Source organism: Pseudomonas sp. CM25 (genome assembly GCF_013179705.1).
Taxonomy (GTDB): Bacteria; Pseudomonadota; Gammaproteobacteria; order Pseudomonadales; family Pseudomonadaceae; genus Aquipseudomonas.
Genome location: NZ_JABMCW010000301.1, coordinates 1 through 6,742, shown reverse-complemented (window position 1 = coordinate 6,742; position 6,742 = coordinate 1). Strand labels below are relative to the sequence as shown.

Genomic DNA, 6,742 nt, shown 5'->3' with positions numbered 1-6,742 from the left:
AGCGCTGCCGGGGCGTTGGCCAGCACGCCGAGCAGGTTGGGGATGAAGCCGGATGCCTTCTGAGCGTTCTCGAGGAACGGACGGGCCGCTTCCGGTGCGGTCTGCAGGGTGTGTAGAGTAATGCGCGAGGACATGCAGTGGTCTCCTTTGATGGGTGTCACTACAGTCTGTTGGTTATAAGAATTACCCTCCATATTCATCAGTCGCCTTTCCTTGCTCCCGAGTCTTTGTATTAGATGATTTCGTCCAGCCCCCTTGTCGATTGGTTATTAGAAGGCCTGGAGCTCTATGCCAGCCTGTTCCATGTCGGTCGCTACTGTGGCGGTTGGCACGCCAGCACCCAGGGCATGGGCCGGGCCAGCTTCCACCTGGTGGTTCAGGGGCATTGCTGGCTGCACATCGACGGCCATGCCCAGGCGCTGCGCCTGGAGGCCGGGGACGCGGTGTTCCTGCTGCGTGACCTTGGTTATCGCTTGTCCAGCGACCAGGACCCGGCCAGCGCCTGCGCCCAGCCGCGCCAGCACATGCAGGCACTGGAAGCGGATGCGGTCGAGGGGGTTGGGCTGGTGTGCGGTTTCTTCCATTTCAAGCCAGGCTTGTCAGCGCTGATCGTCGAAGGGCTGGCCGACTGGATAACGCTGCGCGGCAACGAACCGGCCGGGCATGCGGCACGCGCGTTGTTCGAGCTGATTCTGCAAGAATGCCAACGCGACGCCGGGCCATCACAGACATTGCTGGAGCGGCTGACGCATTTGCTGTTCCTGTATGTGCTGCGCCAGCAGGTGCATGCCGGGCAATCGTTGGGCGGGCTGGTTGCACTGGCCCGGCAACCGGCGTTTGCCGGGTTGTTGCAGCAGTTGATCGAGCACCCGGGGCAAGCCTGGACGCTGGAGAGCATGGCCGCGTGTACCGGTTTGTCGCGGTCAGCGTTTTTCAAGCGGTTCAGTGAGGTCGCCGGGCAGTCGCCGGGGCAAGTGCTGCTGGCTTTGCGTATGCGCCATGCAAGCCAGCTGCTCAGAACCGGGCACACGGTAGAACAGGTGGGCGCGCAGGTGGGGTATCAGTCGGTGGCGGCGTTTACCAGGGCGTTTGCCAAGGCCGTGGGGGTGCAGCCAGGGGCTTATCGCAGGCAGCATGAGGGGCGGTGAGCCACAGAGCGCTACCCATCGATAAGACCGCCACAGCCAACAGATTCACACTTGTTTAACCGGAATATCCCCTGCTCCTTTACCATCCCGCCGCTCGCCCATCCAGGCATTGACCTTCTGCCCGAACTCGGCCGGCGCCTTGCGCCCGAAGCGTCGCGCCAGGTCGAGAATCGTCTGCTGCGCCAGGGCCTCCTCCATGCGCTTCTGCGCGCCCAGCATTACCGCGTGAATGGCACAGGTGCCCTCGGTCGCCCAGCTGGGTGCCGAGCCCTCAAACAGGCTGCAACGTTCACGGATCTCGCGGCAGTCGAAGATCTTTTTCGGCCCATCGATGGCATTGACGATATCCAGCACGGTGATTTCATCGGACGGCCGGGCCAGGCGGAAGCCACCGCGCACGCCCTCGGTGGCGGCCACCAGCCCGGCTCGGGCCAGTTTGGTGAACACCTTGGCCAGGTATTCCTGGGGTACACCCTGCAACTCTGCCAGATCGCGCACGCTGGAATCTCGCGAATCACCGCGCTCGTCCACCAGGAACAGCAGGCAATGGATGCCGTATTCGACGCCAGCACTGTAGAGCGACATAGTAATCTCCGACCAATATTGTCGTAAATAATACGCTTGGGAGAGGGTTCGCGCAAAGTGTGAATCTGTCGGTTGCGGGCCTGGTTGTGGGGGATGGGCTGATGGTCGTGGGGTTGGGGGTTGGGGCTGAGAGGTGACCGGCATGAGAGTTTCAGCGCCTGTCAGCCCCACCCCGCACAACCGACCGGCCTGCCCCATACACCCATCTCCCCAAGGCCATACCACTCGGCCAAAAACCCCAACACCCGAAAAAAACACTTGCACCAAGCAACTCCGACAAATACAGTCGTAGTTATTCGAGCGACCCCAACCCGTGCTCGAAGCCCTCTTCGACCCTTGCGGAGCACCTACATGAAATCGAACATCCTCATCATCGGTTCTGGTTTTGCCGGCGTCTGGAGCGCCCTCAGCGCCGCACGCCTCCTGGACCAGGCGCAGCGCGACGACCTGAGCATCAGCGTGCTGGCCCCGCAACCGGAACTGCGCATCCGCCCGCGCTTCTACGAAGCCGATGTGCACAGCATGAAAGCGTCGGTCAGCGACCTGTTCGAGGCCGTAGGCGTGCGTTTCATCACCGGCAATGCCGAGGGCATCGATGCCGCTGGCCTTAGCGTCAGCTACACCGACACCAACGGCCAGCGCCAGCAGATCGGCTACGAGCGCCTGATCCTCGCCGCTGGCAGCCAGGTCGCCCGCCCGGCAGTGCCAGGCCTTGCAGAACATGTCTTCGATGTCGACCAGATGGAGTCGGCGATCAAGCTGGAGCAGCACCTGGCCGGTCTGGCCGCCCTGCCCACCTCGCCGGCACGCAATACCGTGGTGGTCTGTGGCGGTGGCTTCACCGGCATCGAGACCGCCACCGAAATGCCCGCTCGCTTGCGTACCTTGCTTGGCAGCGATGCGCCGGTACGGGTGCTGGTGGTGGACCGCGGCGCAAAGATCGGGGCGGCGCTGGGCGCAGGCATCACGCCGTCGATCATTGCAGCGTGCGAGCAGGCCGGTGTCGAATGGCGGGCGGGTACGTCGGTGGTGGCCGTCGATGCCGGTGGGGTGACCCTGGACAACGGCGAGTACATCGCCAGCAACACGGTAATCTGGACCGTCGGCGTCAAGGCCAGCCCGCTGACTGCGCAGGTGGACGGCGAGCGTGACAACTTCGGCCGGCTGAAGGTAGACGACCACCTGAGAGTAATCGGCCAGGAGCACATCTACGCCACCGGCGATACTGCCTGGGCGGCCGTCGACGAGCTGGGCAACCATGCCCTGATGACCTGCCAGCACGCCATCCCCATGGGCCGGCACTCTGGCAATAACGCCATGGCCGACCTGTTGGGCATGCAGCCGGTGGTCTACCGCCAGCCCAAGTATGTCACCTGCCTGGACCTCGGCGACTGGGGCGCAGCCTTCAGTGAAGGCTGGGAGCGCGAACTGAAGCTGCATGGCCAGGAAGGCAAGGACCTCAAGCGCCAGATCAACTCGGTATGGATCTACCCGCCAGCAGCGGACCGCGCCCTGGCCCTGGCAGCGGCCGACCCGCTGATCGCGATCGTTTGACGGCTATTTCCAGACAGAACCGTCAGCAAATGGCGGTTTTGTCACTTCATGCCGTAACGCCGCCACCGCCGTCAACCAGATGACCGCGGCGGTGGAACTTGAATGCCTTGCAACCATTCACGGCGACTGGTTCCGTTGTTCAGAGTGGGTCGTGTCCTACAGTGGACAGGATCTGAATTTGTCTGATGTCTGCTTGCCTGTTTTCAACAGCCGCGATCTCTCCTCCTCCCTGGGTTCGCTGATGATTGGCAATCATCTCATCACGAGAAAACGGGCGTTGGACTGGCCGGTGTTCCCAATACCATTCAGGGACTAACTGATCGATAGTTGGCCCATTTGAGGGAGTACCGACGACCTCTTGCGTTGGGAGCTTTGAGAGATCTTTTCGCGGAGCGCTCTCTCCCATCGCCATCAAAATGTCCGTTCGATTCACGCTACGCTCCGGAAAGCCCTTGTAACTCCCCGGTCCATTGCGCTGCCTGAAAGCACGCCCAGGCCAGCGTATTTTTCCCGTCGGATCAACCCAGTTGATCGGGTCACCTGCGCAATAGGCATAACTGTTCAGCCCACCTTCACCAAATGGGCTCAGCTGGTCCGGGCTGATAAAACGCATGAGAGAGGGGGCGTATGACCGATGCCCGTTGCCAAGCCAATAACCCTGAATCATCCGATCCAGCAGTTGGCCGTTGAACCCCAACATTGCCTCAGCACTGCTGACTGGCAGGTAACCATACGCCGTATAGTTAAGTAGGCAGTCTGAGACTTGATTGCGGCGCCGGTTCATTCCATCACCTTCATGAACTACTTTTCGTAAGACTGTGCGGAAAAATGATCTCTTGTTGAACTGGCATTTTTACCAGGCAACGCGGCGGCCGGCTTGCAGTGGGTGTGGCTGGCTGGGTCGAGCAATACAACGCATGACCTGAAACAGCTGGGGCCGCTTTGCGGCCCATCGCAGGCAAGCCAGCTCCTACACCGATTGCACAATGTCCAAGGCTTGCGCTGTACCTGTAGGAGCTGGCTTGCCTGCGATGGGCTGCCAAGCAGCCCCTGTCACCGCAACTTCTATCTATCAGTCGTTGATACTCACCACCCGCCCCGGCTGCTCGGCAGCCTTGCCCCGGGTCGCCAGGCAGTAGTACAGCGGCACCGTCACCAGCAAGCCGAACAGCCACGACAGGTCAGCCCCTTCGACAATGTTCGAATACGGCCCCACATACAGCGATGTATTGGCAAACGGCAACTGCACCAGGATGCCGCAGGCGTAGGCAATGATCGCGTGGTGGTTGAAGCGGCCGTAGATGCCGCCATCGGCACTGAAGATCGAGGCGATGTCGTACTGGCCCTTCTTGATCAGGTAGAAGTCGATCAGGTTGATCGAAGCCCACGGCACCAGCACCAGCAGCAGCGCCAGGATCAGGCCGATGAACTGGCCGATGAAGCCCGCCGAAGCATTCAGTGCCACCAGGCCACAGCCCAGCAGAATCACCGAAGCCAGAATCACCCGCACCTTGATGCTCGGCGTCCACTCGGCGACGAAGGTCTGGATCGCGGTGACGATCGACAGCACCGCACCGTACAGGTTGAGGGCGTTGTGGCTGATGATGTTGAGCAGGAACAACACCATCAGGATCGGCCCCAGCCAGCCGGTCGCCTGCTTCACCGCATCCATCGCGTCGGTGCCTTCCGGCACGCACAGCACCGCCACCGCCCCAAAGCTGAAGCACAGGATGGTGCCCAGGGTGGCGCCGAAGTAGGTCGCCCAGAACGGCTTGGCAATGCCCACTTCCCGCGGCAGGTAGCGCGAGTAGTCAGAGGTGTACGGCGAGAAGCTGATCTGCCAGATCACCCCCAGCGACACCGTGGCGATGAAGCCCGACAGGTTGAACGCGCCGCGGTTGAAGAAGTCGGCCGGCAAGTCCTGGACAAACATCATGATGAAGCCGGCCAGCAACGCCGAGCCCATCACCCAGGTGCCGATGCGGTTGAGGATATGGATGAAGCGGTAGCCAACCACGCCAATGGCAGTGGCGCTCAGGGCACCGATCACGATCGCCCCTGGCATCGGCACGCTGGGTGCAATGCCGTGGATGGTCTTGCCTGCCAGGACAATGTTGGAGATGAAGAAGCCGACATAGATCAGCGCGGTGAAGAACACGATCAGCAAGGCGCCATAGCGGCCGAACTGGCCCCGGCTCTGCACCATCTGCGGAATGCCCAGCTGCGGTCCCTGCGCAGAGGCCAGGGCGATGACCACGCCCCCGACAAGATGACCCAGCACGATGGCGATCAGCCCCCACAGCAGGTTCAGGTGGAACACCTGGACCACCATGGCGCCGGTGACGATAGGCAGTGGCGCAATGTTGGTACTGAACCAGAGGGTGAACAGATCGCGCGCCTTCCCATGGCGCTCGGCAGGTGGAACGTAATCGACCGTGTGATTCTCGACAAACTGGTTTTGCGATGACGATTGGGACATAGGATTCAGCTCGAAAGGTCGTTTTTATCGTTGTAAGGAAACCGCGTCTAGGCGGCCTCTCAGCTGCGGACCATATTATGGTATTCCAAGCTTTTGACAACACTGATCCGCATGAAAAAATGGCCACTGATCCGCTTGCGCCTGCCGTGCGACAAACCGCCTCACCGCTACAGGCCACGTTATACGTGGCTTGTAGCCATTCATCGTGAAAAACAGCGAGTGAAAATTCCGCTTGCAAAATAGGTATTACGGTATACCATCAGACACATCAACGATAAAAACCGCGGACCACCGCAGCCTTTTAGAGGTACACCAGATGATCGACGCAACCGTCTACAAGAACGTCCTGGGCTCCTTTCCGTCCGGCGTAACCGTCATCACCACCCTGGACGACGACGGCTCGGTCGTCGGCCTGACCGCCAGCGCCTTCTCCTCCCTGTCGATGGACCCGCCGCTGGTGCTGTTCTGCCCCAACTACACTTCCGATTCCTACCCGGTACTGATCAAGCAAAAGCGTTTTGCCATTCACCTGTTGTCCGGTGAGCAGCAAGCCGAAGCTTATGCGTTCGCCAAGAAGGGCAAGGACAAGGCCAGCGGTATCGAGTGGACCCTGAGCGAGCTGGGAAACCCGATCCTGGCCGGTGCCACCGCCGTCATCGAATGCGAATTGTGGCGTGAATATGAAGGTGGCGACCACGCCATCATGGTCGGCAAGGTGCACAACCTGATCGTTCCTGAAGCAGCACCGCGGCCGATGGTGTACTGCCGCGGCAAGATGGCCAGCCTGCCGGCCTTTGCCTGAAGCCTATTCTGAATCGAGACAACTGGCGCCTGCCCTGCCCGGTGCCAGCCACTTTCAAGCGTTGAGGAAAGCCACATGAAATTTTCGTTGTTCGTACACATGGAACGTTGGGATGAACAGGTCAGCCACCGCCAGCTGTTCGAAGACCTGACCGAACTGACCCTGATGGCCGAA

At 60.8% G+C, this 6,742-nt stretch carries 6 protein-coding genes and 1 pseudogene; 3 read left to right on the top strand and 4 right to left on the bottom strand.

The window, feature by feature from the left end; genetic code table 11:
- A pseudogene (locus tag HP546_RS23660) lies at positions 1–194 on the bottom strand (carboxymuconolactone decarboxylase family protein); the annotation flags it as partial.
- Between the two features lie 42 nt (positions 195–236).
- On the opposite strand from HP546_RS23660, the gene HP546_RS23655 reads away from it, so the two are divergent.
- Positions 237–1,148: an AraC family transcriptional regulator gene (locus HP546_RS23655; RefSeq protein ID WP_172230236.1), complete on the top strand. Its 912-nt coding sequence runs from the start codon at positions 237–239 to the stop codon at positions 1,146–1,148.
- 45 nt (positions 1,149–1,193) lie between these two features.
- Here HP546_RS23655 and HP546_RS23650 read toward each other — a convergent pair whose 3' ends face one another.
- Positions 1,194–1,733, bottom strand: coding sequence for an Rrf2 family transcriptional regulator (locus tag HP546_RS23650; protein WP_172230233.1), 540 nt, complete (start codon positions 1,731–1,733; stop codon positions 1,194–1,196).
- Positions 1,734–2,084: 351 nt separating this feature from the next.
- Between HP546_RS23650 and HP546_RS23645 the strand changes: the two genes are divergently transcribed.
- On the top strand, positions 2,085–3,287 hold the full coding sequence (locus HP546_RS23645) for an NAD(P)/FAD-dependent oxidoreductase (RefSeq protein ID WP_172230230.1): 1,203 nt from the start codon (positions 2,085–2,087) through the stop codon (positions 3,285–3,287).
- Between the two features lie 139 nt (positions 3,288–3,426).
- Here the strand turns inward: HP546_RS23645 and HP546_RS23640 are convergent, their stop codons facing one another.
- On the bottom strand, positions 3,427–4,071 hold the full coding sequence (locus HP546_RS23640; protein WP_172230227.1) for an RHS repeat-associated core domain-containing protein: 645 nt from the start codon (positions 4,069–4,071) through the stop codon (positions 3,427–3,429).
- Between the two features lie 288 nt (positions 4,072–4,359).
- Entirely contained in the window at positions 4,360–5,766 is a 1,407-nt protein-coding gene (locus tag HP546_RS23635) for a cytosine permease (protein WP_172230225.1), read from the bottom strand.
- Positions 5,767–6,082: 316 nt separating this feature from the next.
- On the opposite strand from HP546_RS23635, the gene HP546_RS23630 reads away from it, so the two are divergent.
- A complete protein-coding gene (locus HP546_RS23630; RefSeq protein ID WP_172230222.1) occupies positions 6,083–6,568 on the top strand; it encodes a flavin reductase family protein in 486 nt (161 codons plus the stop codon).
- The last annotated feature ends 174 nt before the right edge of the window (positions 6,569–6,742 follow it).

Bases quoted from the DNA above. Each gene is read 5' to 3' on its own strand.
- HP546_RS23655 (WP_172230236.1), top strand. From the start codon at position 237: ATGATTTCGTCCAGCCCCCTTGTCGATTGGTTATTAGAAGGCCTGGAG.
- HP546_RS23650 (WP_172230233.1), bottom strand. From the start codon at position 1,733: ATGTCGCTCTACAGTGCTGGCGTCGAATACGGCATCCATTGCCTGCTG.
- HP546_RS23645 (WP_172230230.1), top strand. From the start codon at position 2,085: ATGAAATCGAACATCCTCATCATCGGTTCTGGTTTTGCCGGCGTCTGG.
- HP546_RS23640 (WP_172230227.1), bottom strand. From the start codon at position 4,071: ATGAACCGGCGCCGCAATCAAGTCTCAGACTGCCTACTTAACTATACG.
- HP546_RS23635 (WP_172230225.1), bottom strand. From the start codon at position 5,766: ATGTCCCAATCGTCATCGCAAAACCAGTTTGTCGAGAATCACACGGTC.
- HP546_RS23630 (WP_172230222.1), top strand. From the start codon at position 6,083: ATGATCGACGCAACCGTCTACAAGAACGTCCTGGGCTCCTTTCCGTCC.